Here is a 17453-nt window from a genome sequence, read left to right as displayed (position 1 = left end):
AGCCCCCGAGCCGGTATCCCCGGCCGGGGGCTTTCTCAAAATTTGTTCGGCGGCGTCCTACTCTCCCACAGGGTCCCCCCTGCAGTACCATCGGCGCTGTAAGGCTTAGCTTCCGGGTTCGGAATGTAACCGGGCGTTTCCCTCACGCTATAACCACCGAAACACTATGAAACTGTCGACCGGACGATGACACGGTCGTTGTCTCAGAACCAACACAGTGGACGCGAGCCTCTATGGACAAGCCCTCGGCCTATTAGTACCGGTCACCTCCACACCTCACGGTGCTTCCAGATCCGGCCTATCAACCCAGTCGTCTACTGGGAGCCTTACCCCATCAAGTGGGTGGGAGTCCTCATCTCGAAGCAGGCTTCCCGCTTAGATGCTTTCAGCGGTTATCCCTCCCGAACGTAGCCAACCAGCCATGCCCTTGGCAGAACAACTGGCACACCAGAGGTTCGTCCGTCCCGGTCCTCTCGTACTAGGGACAGCCCTTCTCAAGACTCCTACGCGCACAGCGGATAGGGACCGAACTGTCTCACGACGTTCTAAACCCAGCTCGCGTACCGCTTTAATGGGCGAACAGCCCAACCCTTGGGACCGACTCCAGCCCCAGGATGCGACGAGCCGACATCGAGGTGCCAAACCATCCCGTCGATATGGACTCTTGGGGAAGATCAGCCTGTTATCCCCGGGGTACCTTTTATCCGTTGAGCGACGGCGCTTCCACAAGCCACCGCCGGATCACTAGTCCCGACTTTCGTCCCTGCTCGACCCGTCGGTCTCACAGTCAAGCTCCCTTGTGCACTTACACTCAACACCTGATTGCCAACCAGGCTGAGGGAACCTTTGGGCGCCTCCGTTACCCTTTAGGAGGCAACCGCCCCAGTTAAACTACCCATCAGACACTGTCCCTGATCCGGATCACGGACCCAGGTTAGACATCCAGCACGACCAGACTGGTATTTCAACGACGACTCCACACGAACTGGCGTCCGCATTTCAAAGTCTCCCAGCTATCCTACACAAGCCGAACCGAACACCAATATCAAACTGTAGTAAAGGTCCCGGGGTCTTTCCGTCCTGCTGCGCGAAACGAGCATCTTTACTCGTAGTGCAATTTCACCGGGCCTATGGTTGAGACAGTCGAGAAGTCGTTACGCCATTCGTGCAGGTCGGAACTTACCCGACAAGGAATTTCGCTACCTTAGGATGGTTATAGTTACCACCGCCGTTTACTGGCGCTTAAGTTCTCAGCTTCGCCTGGACGAATCCAAGCTAACCGGTCCCCTTAACGTTCCAGCACCGGGCAGGCGTCAGTCCGTATACATCGCCTTACGGCTTCGCACGGACCTGTGTTTTTAGTAAACAGTCGCTTCTCGCTGGTCTCTGCGGCCACCCCCAGCTCACACTGCAAGAGTGATCACCAGGCGTGGCCCCCCTTCTCCCGAAGTTACGGGGGCATTTTGCCGAGTTCCTTAACCATAGTTCACCCGAACGCCTCGGTATTCTCTACCTGACCACCTGAGTCGGTTTAGGGTACGGGCCGCCATGAAACTCGCTAGAGGCTTTTCTCGACAGCATAGGATCATCCACTTCACCACAATCGGCTCGGCATCAGGTCTCAGACTTAATGGCGTGCGGATTTACCTGCACACCGTCCTACACCCTTACCCCGGGACAACCACCGCCCGGGATGGACTACCTTCCTGCGTCACCCCATCACTCACCTACTACCAGCTCGGGTCACCGGCTCCACCACTCCGGCCTCGTCCGAAGACTCAGCCGACGGCTTCACGGGCTTAGCATCACTGGATTCGATGTTTGACGCTTCACAGCGGGTACCGGAATATCAACCGGTTATCCATCGACTACGCCTGTCGGCCTCGCCTTAGGTCCCGACTTACCCTGGGCAGATCAGCTTGACCCAGGAACCCTTAGTCAATCGGCGCACACGTTTCTCACGTGTGAATCGCTACTCATGCCTGCATTCTCACTCGTCAACCGTCCACAACTCGCTTACGCGGCTGCTTCACCCGGCAGACGACGCTCCCCTACCCATCAACACGGACGTTGGTCCTCATGTGTCAATGACACGACTTCGGCGGTACGCTTGAGCCCCGCTACATTGTCGGCGCGGAATCACTTGACCAGTGAGCTATTACGCACTCTTTCAAGGGTGGCTGCTTCTAAGCCAACCTCCTGGTTGTCTCTGCGACTCCACATCCTTTCCCACTTAGCGTACGCTTAGGGGCCTTAGTCGATGCTCTGGGCTGTTTCCCTCTCGACCATGGAGCTTATCCCCCACAGTCTCACTGCCGCGCTCTCACTTACCGGCATTCGGAGTTTGGCTAAGGTCAGTAACCCGGTAGGGCCCATCGCCTATCCAGTGCTCTACCTCCGGCAAGAAACACACGACGCTGCACCTAAATGCATTTCGGGGAGAACCAGCTATCACGGAGTTTGATTGGCCTTTCACCCCTAACCACAGGTCATCCCCCAGGTTTTCAACCCTGGTGGGTTCGGTCCTCCACGAAGTCTTACCTCCGCTTCAACCTGCCCATGGCTAGATCACTCCGCTTCGGGTCTTGAGCGCGCTACTGAAACGCCCTGTTCGGACTCGCTTTCGCTACGGCTTCCCCACACGGGTTAACCTCGCAACACACCGCAAACTCGCAGGCTCATTCTTCAAAAGGCACGCAGTCACGAGAATGTGCAAGCACATTCCGACGCTCCCACGGCTTGTAGGCACACGGTTTCAGGTACTATTTCACTCCCCTCCCGGGGTACTTTTCACCATTCCCTCACGGTACTATCCGCTATCGGTCACCAGGGAATATTTAGGCTTAGCGGGTGGTCCCGCCAGATTCACACGGGATTTCTCGGGCCCCGTGCTACTTGGGAAATACGCAAGAGAGCCGCTGATGTTTCGACTACGGGGGTCTTACCCTCTACGCCGGACCTTTCGCATGTCCTTCGCCTACATCAACGGTTTCTGACTCTCCGACCGGCCGGCAGACCGGTCAAGCACACTCCCACAACCCCGTATACGCAACCCCTGCCGGGTCTCACACGCATACGGTTTAGCCTCATCCAGTTTCGCTCGCCACTACTCCCGGAATCACGGTTGTTTTCTCTTCCTGCGGGTACTGAGATGTTTCACTTCCCCGCGTTCCCTCCACACTGCCTATGAGTTCAGCAGCGGGTGACAGCCCATGACGACTGCCGGGTTTCCCCATTCGGACACCCCCGGATCAAAGCCTGGTTGACGACTCCCCGGGGCCTATCGCGGCCTCCCACGTCCTTCATCGGTTCCTGGTGCCAAGGCATCCACCGTGCGCCCTTAAAAACTTGGCCACAGATGCTCGCGTCCACTGTGCAGTTCTCAAACAACAACCAGTACACCGTCACACACCACCACGTGGTGCTGCACCGGCGCCGGCAACCGAGGAAACCTCGTTCCCTCAGACACCCAACAGCGTGCCCGACACCCTCGCCTCTCCATCTCGCGTTCCACGCCGAAGCAGTACTAGCGACCAGAGCAGGTCAAGTGTGCCGAGTAGTCAACGTTCCACCCATGAGCTGACCACCGCAGGACATTCGCCTGCGTAGTGGCTCTGGACCACCAAGCAAGCTTGGCGGCCAGGTGCTCCTTAGAAAGGAGGTGATCCAGCCGCACCTTCCGGTACGGCTACCTTGTTACGACTTCGTCCCAATCGCCAGTCCCACCTTCGACAGCTCCCTCCCACGAGGGGTTGGGCCACCGGCTTCGGGTGTTACCGACTTTCGTGACGTGACGGGCGGTGTGTACAAGGCCCGGGAACGTATTCACCGCAGCAATGCTGATCTGCGATTACTAGCGACTCCGACTTCATGGGGTCGAGTTGCAGACCCCAATCCGAACTGAGACCGGCTTTTTGAGATTCGCTCCACCTCGCGGTATCGCAGCTCATTGTACCGGCCATTGTAGCACGTGTGCAGCCCAAGACATAAGGGGCATGATGACTTGACGTCGTCCCCACCTTCCTCCGAGTTGACCCCGGCGGTCTCCCGTGAGTCCCCAGCACCACAAGGGCCTGCTGGCAACACGGGACAAGGGTTGCGCTCGTTGCGGGACTTAACCCAACATCTCACGACACGAGCTGACGACAGCCATGCACCACCTGTACACCGACCACAAGGGGGCGACCGTCTCCGGCCGTTTCCGGTGTATGTCAAGCCTTGGTAAGGTTCTTCGCGTTGCGTCGAATTAAGCCACATGCTCCGCCGCTTGTGCGGGCCCCCGTCAATTCCTTTGAGTTTTAGCCTTGCGGCCGTACTCCCCAGGCGGGGCACTTAATGCGTTAGCTGCGGCACGGACAACGTGGAATGTTGCCCACACCTAGTGCCCACCGTTTACGGCGTGGACTACCAGGGTATCTAATCCTGTTCGCTCCCCACGCTTTCGCTCCTCAGCGTCAGTATCGGCCCAGAGATCCGCCTTCGCCACCGGTGTTCCTCCTGATATCTGCGCATTTCACCGCTACACCAGGAATTCCGATCTCCCCTACCGAACTCTAGCCTGCCCGTATCGACTGCAGACCCGGGGTTAAGCCCCGGGCTTTCACAACCGACGCGACAAGCCGCCTACGAGCTCTTTACGCCCAATAATTCCGGACAACGCTTGCGCCCTACGTATTACCGCGGCTGCTGGCACGTAGTTAGCCGGCGCTTCTTCTGCAGGTACCGTCACTTGCGCTTCTTCCCTGCTGAAAGAGGTTTACAACCCGAAGGCCGTCATCCCTCACGCGGCGTCGCTGCATCAGGCTTTCGCCCATTGTGCAATATTCCCCACTGCTGCCTCCCGTAGGAGTCTGGGCCGTGTCTCAGTCCCAGTGTGGCCGGTCGCCCTCTCAGGCCGGCTACCCGTCGTCGCCTTGGTGAGCCGTTACCTCACCAACAAGCTGATAGGCCGCGGGCTCATCCTGCACCGCCGGAGCTTTACAGCCCCCACCATGCGATGGAGGCTCATATCCGGTATTAGACCCCGTTTCCAGGGCTTGTCCCAGAGTGCAGGGCAGATTGCCCACGTGTTACTCACCCGTTCGCCACTAATCCCCGGCCGAAACCGGTTCATCGTTCGACTTGCATGTGTTAAGCACGCCGCCAGCGTTCGTCCTGAGCCAGGATCAAACTCTCCGTGAATGCTTTTCACGGGAGCGGAACAGCCGGAGGAATGATCCGGCCGTTCACAGCGTCCTCGCTGTGTGTTTCAAAGGAACCTCGCCACCGGGAACAATCCCAGTGTCGGGGTATCAACATATCTGGCGTTGACTTTTGGCACGCTGTTGAGTTCTCAAGGAACGGACACTTCCTTTGTACTCACCCTCTCGGGCTTTCCTCCGGGCTTCCCTTCGGTCTTGCGTTTCCGACTCTATCAGATCTTTTCTCGACCCGATTTCCTCGGCGCTTTCCAGGTTCCCGCTCTCGCGTTTCCCTTTCCGGCGGACCCGACTTTATCAGAAGTTTCGGACCGGACTGACCGGCCACTCATTTCCGAAATCATCGGGAGGGGCTTCTTGGGAATCGATGTTCCACTGAAGCAGACAGATTCTCACTTGCCCAGGTGAACTACATCCACTTCCAGGCAACTGTTCGAATCTACCTCCCCACGCGCTCCGTGTCAACGGCTCTTGTGGGGCGAAGAGGACACTAGCAGCTCTGCAGGCGTGCTCGCACATCAGGCCGCTGTCGGAACGGCGGCACTGCGTTCGGCCGCCTCGAGGTCGCCGGTGTCTCCGGCGCGGGCGGCACGGCCGCCGAGGACATAGACGTACGCGAGGAAGGCCAGTTCAGCGACGACGCCGATGGTGATGCGCGCCCAGGTGGGCAGGCCCGAAGGGGTGACGAAGCCTTCGATGGCGCCGGAGATGAAGAGGACCAGGGCGAGGCCTATCGCCATGCCGATCGCGGCTCGGCCCTCTTCGGCGAGGGCTGTGCGGCGGGTGCGGGGGCCGGGGTCGATGACGGTCCAGCCGAGGCGCAGGCCGGTGCCGGCGGCTACGAAGACCGCGGTCAGCTCCAGGAGGCCGTGTGGCAGGACGAGGCCGAGGAAGGTGTCCAGGCGTCCTGCCGAGGACATCAGGCCGAGGCCGACGCCGAGGTTGAGCATGTTCTGGAAGAGGATCCAGAGCACCGGGAGGCCGAGGAAGACGCCGAGGATCAGGCACAGGGCGGCGGCCCATGCGTTGTTCGTCCAGACCTGGGCGGCGAAGGAGGCCGCGGGGTGGCTGGAGTAGTACGTCTCGTACTGGCCACCGGGACGGGTGAGCTCGCGCAGTTCGCTGGGGGCCGCGATGGTGGCCTGTACTTCGGGATGGGTGCCTATCCACCAGCCCAGGAGGGCCGCGACGAGGGTGGACAGGAGCGCGGTGGGTATCCACCAATGGCGCGATCGGTAGACCGCGGCCGGGAAACCGTACGCGAGGAAGCGTGTGACATCGCGCCAGGAGGCGCGTCGTGTGCCTGTTACGGCACTGCGCGCGCGTGCCACGAGTCGGCTGAGGCGGCCGGTCAGCTGGGGGTCGGGGGCGCTGGACTGGATCAGGGACAGGTGGGTGGCGGTGCGCTGGTAGAGGGCGACGAGTTCGTCGGTCTCTGCGCCGGTGAGGCGGCGCTGGCGCCCGAGCAGGGCGTCGAGGCGGTCCCACTCGGCTCGGTGGGCGGTGACGAAGACGTCGAGGTCCATCTGGTTTTCTGCTCCTCGGCTGTTCGTCGGCGACCCGTCGTAGGTGTCAGCTTGTCGTACTGCGGCGCGATGCGCCCACAGCTTGGCAGACTGGCCATTCCAAGGGCAGGTCAGGGGAAGGACGGACGGCGTGAGTGAGCTGGTCACGGGCGAGGCGGTGGCGCTGGAGTTGCGCCCGGCGAAGCTGCCCAGCAGGGCACTGGCCGTGCTGCTCGATCTGGTCGTGGCCTTCATCGCCTACATCGTCGTGACCATTGGCGTGGTGGCGGCCACCGCTTCACTGGACGAGGCGGCGCAGGCCGCGCTGTCGATCGCGATGTTCGTGCTGCTGCTGGTCGGCGGGCCGATCGCGGTCGAGACGCTCAGCCATGGGCGCTCGCTCGGGAAGCTGGCGTGCGGGCTGCGGGTGGTGCGCGACGACGGTGGGCCGATCCGGTTCCGGCACGCACTGGTACGGGGCCTCATCGGGGTCATCGAGATTCTGATGACACTGGGGGTTGTCGCCGTCATCGCCTCGCTGGTGTCCGCGCGCGGGCGGCGACTCGGTGATGTGTTCGCCGGGACCCTCGTCGTGCGGGAACGGGTGCCCCTCACGCGGACGGGATTCGTTCCTCCGCCTCCGCCATGGTTGGCCGGGCGGTTCTCGGCGCTCGATCTGTCCTCGGTTCCCGATGGGCTGTGGCTCGCGACTCGCCAGTACCTGACGCGGATGCAGCAGCTCGACCCGCAGGTCGCCTGGAGCATGGCGGAGCAGCTCTCGGCGGATCTCGCGGCGTGCACGGGCGCTCCGGCTCCGCAAGGTGTGCCGCCGGCCGCGTATCTGGCAGCGGTGCTGCAGGAGCGGCAGCAGCGGGAGGCACGGCGGGCCTTCGGACATGGGTCGGCTGTGGGTGGTGCGCCCAGCGGCGCCGGGACGGTGAGCGGGTCGGGGAGTGCGGCTGGTGCGCCGGGCGCGTATGGCCCGCCGGTCGCGCCGCCCGTCGCCCCGACGTCTCCGCCGTCGGTTGTCGCGTACGGCTCGGGCGTTGCTCCGGGTGGGGATCAGCACGCGGCCCGGGCGGAAGAGAGCCGTACCTCCTCCGTGCCGGTGGACTCCTCCGTGCCGGCGGACGAAGACGCCGCACGGCAGGTGTCGGCGCCCCACGACGCGCCATCCGCCGAGCGGCCGACCACCGGCTTCGTTCCCCCCGCCTAGCGCGCCACGTTCGCCTACACGCCCCGTTCGCCTGGCCCGCCCCGATTCTGACCGGCCTCCTGACCGGCCTCGCTCACACGAACGTCGACGGCGGTGAGTCCAGGTCCTCCAGCTCGACGCCGGGTGCCGCGAGGACCACGTCTCCGGCGATGTGTACGGCGTGCTGCTCCCCCGTGTCCAGGGCTGTGACCTGGTATTCGTCCACGGTCAGGGGGCCGTTGTCAGTGGCGTGTGTTTGTCTGTTCACCAAGGCCCAGGACTGGTCCACGGTGCGCGGGGCGAGGACCGGATCCGTGAGGGCCACGAGGCGGACGCGGGTTGGCGAGGCGGAAGGGGTGAGGCGGAGGAGACGGGTGGTGGCGATGAGGAATGCGGGGGACGTCCCGGTGAAGGCATGGGCGCGCACATTGCCTTCCGTGGCGTGCTCCCCGGTGGGGTCGGTACGGACCCAGGTGACGCCGTCGAGGGCGGCACCGCGTACCTGCCAGCCGCCGGCGTGGAGTTCGAGCCGGATGGGGCGGCCGAGTTCGTCCAGGGTGAGGTCGACGGAGCCGCTGTGATCGCCCTCGGGGGTGGTCCGCTGGGCGACGTAGCGCCAGCCGGAAGGGCCGGGGGCGCAGTGGAAGTGCTCTTCTGCGAGGGGGGTGTGATCGTGCGGATCGTGGAGCGAATAGCGGCCGCGGGGCATCGGGGTCCTGGGGCTTGACGGACGGGCTGGTCCCGGCCATTCGGGCTGATGAGGCTACTGGGCCGGCCATGTGGGCCAACGGGGCAGGCCCCCGGCACGGGGGTGCGGGGGCCTGCCTCGGAGGAGCTGCCACTGCGTGGCGCGCCAGTGCACGGGCGCGCTCGCGGAGTGGTGCCTCCGAGCGGACCACACGGGCGGAGAGTCGCGGACGGAGGACTGCCCTCGCCGCTGGTGGCCGTACGAGCGGCGTCGTACGGCCACCTGGCTCGGGCGGATCGGCTCGGCCGCCGCTCGGCCCGGTGGGTGCCCGGCTCGGCAGTGGCTCGGCTCAGTAGCGGTAGTGGTCCGACTTGTACGGGCCCTCGACCTTGACGCCGATGTAGGCGGCCTGCTCCGGGCGGAGCGTCGTCAGCTTCACGCCGAGCGAGTCCAGGTGGAGGCGGGCGACCTTCTCGTCCAGGTGCTTGGGCAGCGTGTACACACCGGTCGGGTAGGCGTCCGGCTTGGTGAACAGCTCGATCTGGGCCAGGGTCTGGTCCGCGAAGGAGTTGGACATCACGAAGGACGGGTGGCCGGTGGCGTTGCCCAGGTTCAGCAGGCGGCCCTCGGAGAGGACGATGATCACCTTGCCGTCGGGGAAGGTCCAGGTGTGGACCTGCGGCTTGACCTCGTCCTTGACGATGCCCGGGACCTTGGCGAGGCCGGCCATGTCGATCTCGTTGTCGAAGTGGCCGATGTTGCCGACGATCGCCTGGTGCTTCATCTTGGCCATGTCCGAGGCCATGATGATGTCCTTGTTGCCGGTCGTGGTGATGAAGATGTCGGCCTTGTCGACGACCTCGTCGAGGGTCGTGACCTGGTAGCCGTCCATCGCCGCCTGCAGGGCGCAGATCGGGTCGATCTCGGTGATGATCACACGGGCGCCCTGTCCGCGCAGGGACTCCGCGCAGCCCTTGCCCACGTCGCCGTAGCCGCAGACGACCGCGGTCTTGCCGCCGATCAGGACGTCGGTGGCGCGGTTGATGCCGTCGATCAGGGAGTGACGGCAGCCGTACTTGTTGTCGAACTTCGACTTGGTGACGGCGTCGTTGACGTTGATCGCCGGGAACAGGAGGGTGCCGTCGCGCTGCATCTCGTACAGGCGGTGGACGCCGGTCGTGGTCTCCTCGGTCACGCCACGGATCTCGGAGGAGAGCTGGGTCCACTTCTGGGGATTCTCGCCCAGGGTGCGGTGGAGCAGCTCGAGGATGACGCGGTGCTCGTCGGACTCGGCGGTGTCGACGGCCGGGACCTGGCCGTCCTTCTCGTACTCGACGCCCTTGTGGACGAGGAGGGTGGCGTCACCGCCGTCGTCCAGGATCATGTTCGGGCCGCCGGTGGGGGTGTTCGGCCAGGTCAGGGCCTGCTCCGTGCACCACCAGTACTCCTGGAGGGTCTCGCCCTTCCAGGCGAAGACCGGGATGCCCTGGGGGTTGTCGGGGGTGCCGTTCGGGCCGACGGCGATCGCGGCGGCGGCGTGGTCCTGAGTGGAGAAGATGTTGCAGGACGCCCAGCGGACCTCGGCGCCCAGGGCGGCCAGGGTCTCGATCAGGACGGCGGTCTGCACCGTCATGTGCAGGGAGCCGGTGATGCGGGCGCCGGCCAGCGGCTGGGCCTCGGCGTACTCCTTGCGGATCGCCATCAGGCCGGGCATCTCGTGCTCGGCGAGGGTGATCTCCTTGCGGCCGAACTCGGCCAGGGAGAGGTCGGCGACCTTGAAGTCCTGTCGGTTCTCGACAGTCGTCATTACGAGCTGCTCCTCGGGGTTGGGTCGAGGGTGGGTACGGCTGATCTGCGCGGCGGCGGACACAGGGGTGCCCGAAGAGGACACAGGCATGCCCGCGTACGCGCAGCGCAGTCCGTCGGAGGCCCTCTCTCCCTCGGTCGGTCCGTGTCGGGACCGCCCGACCGCCATCAGCAGCGACGTCTGGCTCTGTCCCAAGCTACACCGGGACGCCCGGCCGTCCCCAGTCCGCCTCCGAACAGATCTCGCCAACGAGGGGCGCGGTGGGCGGGACCCGGGAGCACCGTTCGCGGGTGGGGTGACGGTCGGGTGCGGGAGCGATAACAGGACACCAACGAACGGTTCACAGGAGACGGCAAACCAGGATGCTGCGGGACCTTTGGGCCTTTGACCCTGCGGTGAGGTGGTGCAGGATGCCTGGAGATCGGAACACCTGATCGATCTTGCGGGGCGTCCGGGACGGCGTCTCCGCACGACAATGGCGTTAGGAGATCGACGTGACCAGTCCGGCCGGCCCTCCCCCCACGGGCAGCGGCGGTGGCGAGCAGAAGCGGTTGAGGCTGCTCGCGGTGACCGCGTGCCCGACCGGTATCGCCCACACGTACATGGCGGCTGAAAAGCTCGCGCAGGCCGCCGAGAGCCGCGGTATCGACATGAAGGTGGAGACACAGGGATCCATCGGGGCTGAAAACGTCCTCGATGACAACGATGTCAACCACGCGGACGGCATCATCATCGCCGCGGACAAGGACGTGGACCTGAGCCGTTTCGCCAGCAAGCGGGTCCTGACCGTCGGGGTGGCCGAGGGCATTCGCCACCCCGAGCAGCTGATCGAGCGGGTGCTGTCGGCGCCCGTGCACGCGGCCGGGGGTGCCCCCACGGCGCCCGCGGCCGGTGGCGGCAGGGAGCGGAGCGTCGGATACAAGGCGCTGATGAACGGGGTCAGCTACATGATCCCGTTCGTCGTGGTCGGCGGGCTGCTGATCGCGATCTCGCTCTCGCTCGGCGGGCACACGGACCCGTCGGGCGGACTGGTCATCCCGAGGGACTCCTTCTGGATGGATGTGAACAACATCGGCGTGATCGGCTTCACGCTGATGGTGCCGATCCTGTCCGGTTACATCGCGTACGCCATCGGGGACCGGCCCGCACTCGTGCCCGGCATGATCGGTGGCTGGATCGCCAACACCGGGGAGCTGTACGACTCCAAGGCGGGCGCCGGGTTCATCGGGGCGATCGTGACCGGATTCCTCGCCGGGTATCTGGTGCTGTGGATCAAGAAGGTCAAGGTCCCGAAGTTCGTGCAGCCGATCATGCCGATCATCGTGATCCCGATCGTGGCGACGACGGTGCTCGGGCTGTTCTTCATCTATGTCATCGGCAAGCCGATCTCCTGGGTGTTCGAGCATCTGACCGACTGGCTCAGCGGGATGACCGGCGCGAGCGCGATCCTGCTCGGCGCGATTCTGGGGCTCATGATCGCGTTCGACATGGGCGGGCCGGTCAACAAGACGGCGTTCCTGTTCGGCGCCGGGCTGATCGCGACCGGCAACCAGACGGTCATGGGCATGTGCGCGGCCGCGATCCCGGTCATGCCGCTCGGTCAGGGTCTGGCCACGCTGATACGCAAGCGGCTGTACACCGATCAGGAGCGGGAGACGGGCCTCGCCGCGCTGTTCATGGGCTGCTTCGGCATCTCCGAGGGCGCGATCCCGTTCGCCGCGGCGCGGCCCGCGCAGGTCATCCCCGCCAACATGCTGGGCGGCGCGGTCGCCGGTGCGATCGCCGGCGTGGCGAGTGTCGAGGACGCGGTGCCGCACGGTGGGCCGATCGTGGCGGTGCTGGGTGCGGTGAGCGGGGTGCCGATGTTCTTCGTCGCGGTGGTGATCGGTTCGGTCGTCACCGCGTTGACGACGGTCGCCCTGGTCGACCTGGGTGAGCGCAGGCGGCGCGGGGAAGCGGGCCCGGTGGGGCCGGAGGCCGCGTTGGTCGGGGCCGGGGTCGGGGCGTTGGGCGCCGGGGCTGTCGTAGAGAAGGGGGCCGTATCCGCCGTACCGAAGCAGGCCTCTCCCGCCGAGCCGGACGAAGACGGCGGGGCGTCGGGCGTGGTCCTGTCCGGACATCTCACCGAGCGGAGCGTCAAGGTCCGGCTGGACGCCGCCGACAAGGAGTCCGCGATCCGTGAGATGGCGGAGCTGCTCGCGCGGACCGGCAGGGTCGCGGATGTGGACGCATTGGTGGCGACCGCGTTGCGACGGGAGGAGCAGGGGACGACCGGGCTCGGGGAGGAGATCGCGATTCCGCATGCCAAGACGGATGCGGTGAGCGCGCCGGTCGTCGGTTTCGCCCGGTCCACGGAGGGCGTCGAGTGGGGCTCGCCGGACGGTACGAAGGCGAGGCTGGTGTTCATGATCGCCGTACCGGAGGCGGCCGCCGGGGATGAGCATCTGCGGATTCTGGCGCTGCTGTCGCGGAAGTTGATGGATGCGGGGTTCCGGGAGCGGTTGCTGGACGCGGCGGACGAGCCGGCGGTGATCGGGGTGCTGCGCGAGGTCGGGTAGGCGCGGGTGCGGGCCCGCGTTCCCATGGGGCGCGGGCCCGCGCGCCGGAGTCGGTGGCGGTGCCTGGCCCGGTCAGACGCACCCGCGGGTGCGCCCGCTACGCTCTGCGGCCGCGGAGGGGCCGCAGGGGAGGGGCGTTATGGCCGGCAAGGGGCGGGGGCTGGGGGTCGCTGCCGTGGTGGTGGGTCTGGTGGGGGTGCTGCTGGGGCTGGGCGGGTTGGCCTATGGGCGGGGCTTCGGGGGTTCTGTCGTGTCGAGCGACAGCATGCGGCCGACGTACCGGCCGGGTGACCGGATCGTCTTCGAGCGGGTCGACGGCCGTGAGGTGCGGGCCGGGGACGTGGTGTTGTTCTCGGATCCGGACCGGTACGGCTTCGACGCGCTGGTGATGGGGCGGGTCGTCGGCGTGGGCGGCGACCGGGTGGCGTGCTGCGCGGGAAGCGGGGCGGATGCGCGGGTCACGGTGGACGGGGAGCCGCTCGAGGAGCCGTATCTGAAGGGCGGGGAGGCCGTCGGCGGGCTCAACATGCCCTCCTACGACGTGCGGGTCCCTGAGGGGCGGCTGTTCCTGCTGGGTGACCACCGTGCCAACGCCCGTGACTCGCGGTTCTTTCTCGACGACCAGGGCGGGACGGTGCCGGTGTCCGCCGTCCGGGGGCGTGTGCTCGACGACTTCACCGTGCCGACGGTCATCGGGACGGCGATCGTCTTCGCGGTGGTGCTGGTGCTCGTCGGGGTCGGTCTGGGGATCGCCGCCGTGGTCGTACGGCGGCGGGCGCGGGCGGCTGTTCCGCCCCCGCCGCCATGGATGATGCGGGTCTGAGGGCCTGCCACCACAGGGGCCCACCGGAACGGTTCGCTCCGGTGGGCCCCTGTGGGTGGGTGGGCGTCAGTGACCCGTGTCGTGCGATGCCGGTCCCCCGGGTGTCGCCTCGCGGTCGGCGCCCTTGGCCGCCTCGGCCTCGCTGTAGATGTCGGGTTCGAGGTAGATGACGCGGGCGATCGGGACGGCCTCGCGGATGCGGGCCTCGGCGGCGTCGATGGCGGAGGCGACGTCGGCGGCCGTGTCCTCGTGCTCGACGGCGATCTTGGCGGCGACCAGGAGCTCCTCGGGGCCGAGGTGGAGCGTGCGCATGTGGATGATGCGGGTGACGGTGTCGCCGTCGACGATGGCGGCCTCGATCTTCTGGACGTCCTCGGCGCCGGCGGCCTCGCCGAGCAGCAGCGACTTGGTCTCGATGGCCAGGACGACCGCGATCAGGACGAGCAGTACGCCGATGCAGATGGTGCCGATGCCGTCCCAGACGCCGTCACCGGTGAGCAGGGCCAGGCTGACGCCGCCCAGGGCGAGGATCAGGCCGACCAGCGCGCCGAGGTCCTCCAGGAGGACGACGGGCAGCTCGGGGGCCTTGGCGTGGCGGACGAACTCCTTCCAGGACTTCCTGCCGCGCAGGACGTTCGACTCCTTGATGGCCGTACGGAAGGAGAAGGTCTCGGCGATGATCGCGAAGACGAGGACGCCGACCGGCCAGTACCAGTGCTCGATCTCGTGCGGGTGCTTGATCTTCTCGTAGCCCTCGTAGAGGGCGAACATGCCGCCGACCGAGAACAGGATGATCGAGACGAGGAAGGCGTAGATGTAGCGCTCGCGGCCGTAGCCGAAGGGGTGCTGCGGGGTCGCCTCGCGCTGCGCCTTCTTGCCGCCGACCAGCAGCAGGGCCTGGTTGCCGGAGTCGGCGAGCGAGTGCACGCCCTCGGCGAGCATCGACGACGAGCCGCTGAACGCGAACGCCACGAATTTCGATGCCGCGATCGCGAGGTTGGCGGCGAGTGCCGCCACGATCGCCTTGGTACCGCCTGACGCGCTCATGTGTCGCGTTGTCCCTTCGCCTTCGTCTGCGTGCGTACGCCGTCCAGGGCGTCGCCGAGGGGAGCGCGCGGCCCCCGATCGGCTTTGCCCGTCCTTTGCCGGTGGGCCATTGTTGCAGCCCGGTACGACAACTGCGCGCCGGGTCGTGCGATGCCCTCGGTCAGGCGACGACCGTGGCCCGGAAGACCGTACCGGCCCCGGACACTTCGGCCTTTTCGCCCGCCGGTACGAAGACGGACCCGCCCGGCGTCAGCTCGTGCTCCCCGGCGCGGACGGCACCGGCGGTGCAGAGCAGGATCTGCGGGGTGGCGCGGGTGAGGTCGTGGGCGGTGGTGCCCTCGGGAAGGACGTACCGGGACAGGCGGAACTCGTCGATCGGCGTCTCGTAGACCTCCTCGCCGTCCGGGGCGGCCTCCGGGCGCAGCACGCCCGCGTCGCCCGCCTCGAAGCGGACGATGCGCAGGAGTTCGGGGACGTCGACGTGCTTGGGGGTCAGGCCGCAGCGCAGGACGTTGTCGGAGTTGGCCATGATCTCGACGCCGAGGCCGTTGAGGTACGCGTGCGGGATGCCGGCGCCGAGGAACAGGGCCTCGCCGGGCTGCAGGCGGACGTGGTTGAGGAGCATGGCGGCGATGACGCCGGGGTCGCCCGGGTAGTGGTGGGCGATGTCGGCGTACGGGGCGTACTCGCCGCCGAGGCGGGAGCAGGCGGCCGCGGCCTCGGCGACGGTGTGGGCCATCTCGTCCGGGTCGGCGGTGAGGATCGCGGTGAGCACCTCGCGCAGGGCCGCGTCCTCGGGGTGGGCGTGCAGCAGGTCGACGTACGGCTTGAGGGAGTCGACGCCGAGGCCGTCCAGCAGGTCCGCCGCCCGCAGGGGGTCGCGGAAGCCGCACAGGCCGTCGAACTCGGTGAGCGCGCAGATCAGTTCGGGCTTGTGGTTGGCGTCCTTGTAGTTGCGGTGGCCGGCGTCGACCGGGATGTTGCGGCGCTCCTCGTCCTCGTAACCCTCCTTCGCCTGCTCCAGGTCGGGGTGCACCTGGAGGGAGAGCGGGGCGCCGGCGGCGAGGATCTTGAGCAGGAACGGCAGGCGGGGCCCGAACTTCGCGACGGCCCTGGCGCCCAGTTCGCGCTCCGGGTCGGCCTCGATGACCTCGACCAGCGTCCCGCGCGCGGTGCGCGAGGGTGCGCCCGGGTGCGCGCCCATCCACATCTCCGCCTGCGGTTCGCCGGTCGGCTCGACGCCGAGGAGCTTCGGGATCGCGGTGGTGGAGCCCCAGGCGTAGGGGCGGATGGTGTTGTCGAGGCGGTCCATGCGGGTGTCTGCCTGCTCTCTGTGCGTGCGGCGCGGTCTCGTGGTGCGGGACGCGGGTTCGCCGTGCGTACGACTGCCGGTTCCTCGGGCGTACGGCCGTCGGGGCGTCCCGGGACAGATCAGGCTCTCGAGGCGAGCGCGAGGTAAACGGCGGCGAAATCCGTGATGGCGATCAGCTCCGCGAGCGTCTCGAGTTCGTCGCCGGGCTCCGGCTCGAGTTCGCTGATGGGGGTGTCGTGGCTGAGGGCCAGGTCGCGGGCGGACGGCGCGGCGGTGAGGCCGCCGATCGGGCGGTCGCGCAGCAGCAGCACGCGCGCGTGCAGGGCCGGTGTCTCCTCCACGCGGTCGCGGAAGAAGTCGTCGGGGTCGGCGCTCGCCGCGAGGCGGCCGGCGAGCAGGGCGCTGTGGGAGGCGAGGGCCTCGGGCAGTTCGGCGACCAGGGCGGGGTGGCCGGAGAGTTCGGCGAGCGCGGCGGCGAAACGGCGGCCGGCCGGACCGGCGGAGACGCCCTCGGTCCAGATCAGCGGCAGTGCGTCGGCGAGTTCGGCGGCCAGGGTCTTGGCGGGGTTGCTGTAGGTCGCGATGGCGGGGCCGCAGCGTTCGGCGATGTGGTCCAGGCGGTCGGCGACCTTCTCGACGGCGTCGGGCGGGGCGGTGAGCAGGCCGGTGCGGTCGAGGAGCGCGAGGAGGGGGGTGAGCAGCGCCCACAGGACGCCGGGGGCGGAGGCGGTGAGGGGTTCGTCGTGCTCGTACGGCGCGGTCGCCATCGGTACGAACAGGCCGTGGTTGCCGTGCACCGCTTCGGTCAGCGGGGTGTGGGCGGGGGCCACGGCGACGACCGTGCAGCCGCGGCGGTACGCCTGCTCGGCGAGCAGTGACAGGCCGGGTTCGGTGCCGTCGGGCGTGGCGATCAGCAGCAGGTCCACGGAGCCGGCCCAGCCGGGCAGCTCCCAGCGCAGGGCGCCGGCGGCGGGGGCGACGCCTGCCGGGGCCAGTCGGGTGACGGGGCTGGTGGCGCCGGCGAGGGTGCCGAGGAGGTCGGCGACGCAGATGGCGGCGGTGCCGGGGCCGGCGATGAGGATGGCGCGGGGGCGGCCGTCCGGCTTGAGGTCGTTGACGCCGGCCTCGATGGCGTGGCGGGCGGCGGTGCGGACGCGGGCACCGGCTTCGGCCGCGCCGCGGAGCAGGGCACGGCGGTCGGCCTCGGCGAGCGCGTCCGGCGTGTCGAGCAGCGATTCGTCGAGCATGGGCGGCAGCCTCCGATCGCCGGGGCGTGGGTGTGGACTTGTTGTGCGGGGCGGCTTTGTCTGTGCCGGTGCG

At 66.9% G+C, this 17453-nt stretch carries 9 protein-coding genes and 3 rRNA genes; 3 read left to right on the top strand and 9 right to left on the bottom strand.

From position 1 onward, the window contains the following. Positions 1 to 44 precede the first annotated feature (44 nt). The 4 genes from rrf to IM697_RS05945 all read right to left on the bottom strand — a co-directional run bounded on the left by rrf (position 45) and on the right by IM697_RS05945 (position 6724). A 5S ribosomal RNA gene (rrf, locus tag IM697_RS05960) occupies positions 45 to 161 on the bottom strand. A gap of 72 nt (positions 162 to 233) precedes the next feature. Further along, a 23S ribosomal RNA gene (locus IM697_RS05955) occupies positions 234 to 3354 on the bottom strand. Positions 3355 to 3654: 300 nt separating this feature from the next. Further along, positions 3655 to 5181, bottom strand: a 16S ribosomal RNA gene (locus IM697_RS05950). The 16S, 23S and 5S rRNA genes sit together here, the layout of an rRNA operon. 535 nt (positions 5182 to 5716) lie before the next feature. After that, positions 5717 to 6724: a stage II sporulation protein M gene (locus IM697_RS05945; RefSeq protein WP_194045392.1), complete on the bottom strand. Its 1008-nt coding sequence runs from the start codon at positions 6722 to 6724 to the stop codon at positions 5717 to 5719. A gap of 130 nt (positions 6725 to 6854) precedes the next feature. On the opposite strand from IM697_RS05945, the gene IM697_RS05940 reads away from it, so the two are divergent. Continuing rightward, positions 6855 to 7919 carry an RDD family protein gene (locus IM697_RS05940; protein WP_194045391.1) on the top strand — a complete coding sequence of 355 codons (1065 nt, stop codon included), beginning with the start codon at positions 6855 to 6857 and terminating at the stop codon, positions 7917 to 7919. Between the two features lie 73 nt (positions 7920 to 7992). On the opposite strand, the gene IM697_RS05935 is transcribed toward IM697_RS05940, so the two are convergent. Further along, positions 7993 to 8607 carry a hypothetical protein gene (locus IM697_RS05935; RefSeq protein WP_194045390.1) on the bottom strand — a complete coding sequence of 205 codons (615 nt, stop codon included), beginning with the start codon at positions 8605 to 8607 and terminating at the stop codon, positions 7993 to 7995. A gap of 328 nt (positions 8608 to 8935) precedes the next feature. Further along, positions 8936 to 10393: an adenosylhomocysteinase gene (gene ahcY / locus IM697_RS05930; RefSeq protein WP_194045388.1), complete on the bottom strand. Its 1458-nt coding sequence runs from the start codon at positions 10391 to 10393 to the stop codon at positions 8936 to 8938. Positions 10394 to 10887: 494 nt separating this feature from the next. Here ahcY and IM697_RS05925 point away from each other — a divergent pair, with 494 nt between their 5' ends. Continuing rightward, positions 10888 to 12951 (top strand): fructose-specific PTS transporter subunit EIIC, encoded by a 2064-nt coding sequence (locus tag IM697_RS05925; RefSeq protein ID WP_322734549.1) that lies wholly within the window; start codon positions 10888 to 10890, stop codon positions 12949 to 12951. A 139-nt stretch (positions 12952 to 13090) separates the two neighbouring features. Beyond that, positions 13091 to 13774, top strand: a complete 684-nt coding sequence (lepB, locus tag IM697_RS05920; protein ID WP_194045387.1) for a signal peptidase I — start codon at positions 13091 to 13093, stop codon at positions 13772 to 13774. 66 nt (positions 13775 to 13840) lie between these two features. On the opposite strand, the gene IM697_RS05915 is transcribed toward lepB, so the two are convergent. From IM697_RS05915 to IM697_RS05905, 3 genes are all read right to left on the bottom strand, one after another. Continuing rightward, positions 13841 to 14821 (bottom strand): cation diffusion facilitator family transporter, encoded by a 981-nt coding sequence (locus tag IM697_RS05915; RefSeq protein ID WP_194045386.1) that lies wholly within the window; start codon positions 14819 to 14821, stop codon positions 13841 to 13843. 160 nt (positions 14822 to 14981) lie between these two features. Then, positions 14982 to 16133: a mannose-6-phosphate isomerase, class I gene (gene manA, locus IM697_RS05910; RefSeq protein WP_194045385.1), complete on the bottom strand. Its 1152-nt coding sequence runs from the start codon at positions 16131 to 16133 to the stop codon at positions 14982 to 14984. Between the two features lie 119 nt (positions 16134 to 16252). Next, on the bottom strand, positions 16253 to 17380 hold the full coding sequence (locus IM697_RS05905) for an SIS domain-containing protein (protein WP_194045384.1): 1128 nt from the start codon (positions 17378 to 17380) through the stop codon (positions 16253 to 16255). Between the last annotated feature and the right edge of the window lie 73 nt (positions 17381 to 17453).

The organism is Streptomyces ferrugineus, from assembly GCF_015160855.1.
GTDB classification, from domain to species: Bacteria; Actinomycetota; Actinomycetes; order Streptomycetales; family Streptomycetaceae; genus Streptomyces; species Streptomyces ferrugineus.
Note: the sequence above shows the minus strand (reverse complement) of the source record. Positions and strands in the feature narration are given on the sequence as shown.

What these genes read in the sequence shown, in the direction of transcription:
- IM697_RS05945 (WP_194045392.1), bottom strand. Translation starts at nt 6,724, where the DNA reads ATGGACCTCGACGTCTTCGTCACCGCCCACCGAGCCGAGTGGGACCGC.
- IM697_RS05935 (WP_194045390.1), bottom strand. Translation starts at nt 8,607, where the DNA reads ATGCCCCGCGGCCGCTATTCGCTCCACGATCCGCACGATCACACCCCC.
- ahcY (WP_194045388.1), bottom strand. Translation starts at nt 10,393, where the DNA reads ATGACGACTGTCGAGAACCGACAGGACTTCAAGGTCGCCGACCTCTCC.
- lepB (WP_194045387.1), top strand. Translation starts at nt 13,091, where the DNA reads ATGGCCGGCAAGGGGCGGGGGCTGGGGGTCGCTGCCGTGGTGGTGGGT.
- IM697_RS05915 (WP_194045386.1), bottom strand. Translation starts at nt 14,821, where the DNA reads ATGAGCGCGTCAGGCGGTACCAAGGCGATCGTGGCGGCACTCGCCGCC.
- manA (WP_194045385.1), bottom strand. Translation starts at nt 16,133, where the DNA reads ATGGACCGCCTCGACAACACCATCCGCCCCTACGCCTGGGGCTCCACC.
- IM697_RS05905 (WP_194045384.1), bottom strand. Translation starts at nt 17,380, where the DNA reads ATGCTCGACGAATCGCTGCTCGACACGCCGGACGCGCTCGCCGAGGCC.